Source organism: Streptococcus infantis, from assembly GCF_001579645.1.
GTDB classification, from domain to species: Bacteria; Bacillota; Bacilli; order Lactobacillales; family Streptococcaceae; genus Streptococcus; species Streptococcus infantis_E.
Genome location: NZ_KQ970819.1, coordinates 237,417 through 239,091, shown reverse-complemented (window position 1 = coordinate 239,091; position 1,675 = coordinate 237,417). Strand labels below are relative to the sequence as shown.

The following is a 1,675-nucleotide window of genomic DNA, read 5'->3' as shown; positions in this document are numbered from 1 at the left end:
CAAAGAGCCCATAATAAAATACCCCCAAAGTTAGATTTTTTCTGTCTAACTTTGGGGGTGCAGTTCAAAAACAAAGGATTTTATTCAAATTCGAATGGATTAAAGTTCGATGTCTCCGAACAAGTCAGCCATTGAGAATCCTGTTTGAGTTTCAGGAAGTTCAAAATCACGTTTTTCTTGACGTTTTGGACGACGTGGACGTGGAGCGCGTTTTTCTTCTTTTTGTCCTTCTTCTTGAGCTGGACGTTCTTCAAGAGCTTTGATAGAAAGAGATACACGTTCTGCATCAGCGTTAACTTCAAGAACTTTAACAGTAACTTCTTGACCAACTTTAAGAGCTTCTTTTGGATTTTCAATACGTTTGTGTGAAATTTGTGATACGTGAACAAGTCCATCGATACCTGGCAATACTTCAACAAATGCACCGAAGTCAGTCAAACGTTTAACTGTACCTTCTACAACATCACCTTTAGCCAATTTTTGCTCAACGCCATCCCATGGTCCAGGTGTTGTAGCTTTAAGTGAAAGTGATACACGTCCTTCTTCTTCGTTAAGATCAAGGATTTTCACTTCAACTTCTTCACCAACAGTTACAACTGATTTTGGTGAAACGTTACGTTCGTGTGACAATTCAGTCAAGTGAACCAATCCGTCAACACCACCAAGGTCGATGAAAGCACCGAAGCTTGTGATACGTGCAACTTTACCAGTTACAACATCACCAACAGCCAATTTACCGAATACTTCAGCACGAGCTGCTGCAGTAGCTGCTTCTACAACTTCACGACGTGAAAGGATGAAGCGGTTTTCTTTAGGATCAACTTCTTTGATTTTAGCATCAAACTCTTGACCTACAAAACGCTCAGTGTTACGTACAAAACGAGTATCCAACATTGAAGCTGGGATAAATCCACGTACACCTTCAAATTCTACTGAAAGTCCACCCTTAACAGCGCGAGTTCCTTTAACTGTAACAACTTCTTCTTCACGTCCTACAAGTTTGTCCCATGCTTTGCGAGCTTCAAGGCGTTTTTTAGATACAAGGTATGTTACTGTATCAGTATCTTTACCAACTACTTGACGAAGTACAAGAACATCCAATACTTCACCTACTTTTACAAAGTCATTGATATCTGCATCGCGATCGTTTGTCAATTCGCGAAGAGTCAAGACACCTTCAACACCAGTTCCAGAGATTGCAACATTAGCTTGAGTAGCATCAACTGTCAATACTTCAGCACTAACAACATCACCTGGCTCAACTTGGCTAACGCTATTTAGCAAATCTTCAAATTCGTTCATCTAAAAAATCCTCCAACAATCAAGTTTTTCTTAAACTTGACATACTTATAATTTTTTCCTAAGCACCCGCAAAGACATGTTATATCGTTCACGTCCTTCAATTATAAAAATAAAATACCCTAAGATATTTTTCTTTTTATCTTGAATTTATTACCTAAGAACTGGGGTAGCTGGATTCGAACCAACGCATGAGGGAGTCAAAGTCCCTTGCCTTACCGCTTGGCTATACCCCAAAAGTGAAATGGAGAGAGAGGGATTCGAACCCCCGAACCCGAAGGAGCGGATTTACAGTCCGCCGCGTTTAGCCTCTTCGCTATCTCTCCAATGTTCAACAAAAACTATTATATCATGAAAATTTACAAAAAACAAGCTT

The 1,675-nt window shown here is 39.8% G+C and carries 1 protein-coding gene and 2 tRNA genes; all 3 read right to left on the bottom strand.

What is annotated here, in order from left to right; translation table 11 throughout:
• Positions 1 to 99 precede the first annotated feature (99 nt).
• The gene (gene rpsA / locus SINDD18_RS05495) at positions 100 to 1,302 is read right to left on the bottom strand and encodes a 30S ribosomal protein S1 (RefSeq protein ID WP_001001618.1); all 1,203 of its coding nucleotides are present in this window, start codon (positions 1,300 to 1,302) and stop codon (positions 100 to 102) included.
• A 161-nt stretch (positions 1,303 to 1,463) separates the two neighbouring features.
• Positions 1,464 to 1,535 (bottom strand) — tRNA-Gln (locus tag SINDD18_RS05490).
• 9 nt (positions 1,536 to 1,544) lie between these two features.
• A tRNA-Tyr gene (locus tag SINDD18_RS05485) sits at positions 1,545 to 1,625 on the bottom strand.
• Positions 1,626 to 1,675: the final 50 nt, after the last annotated feature.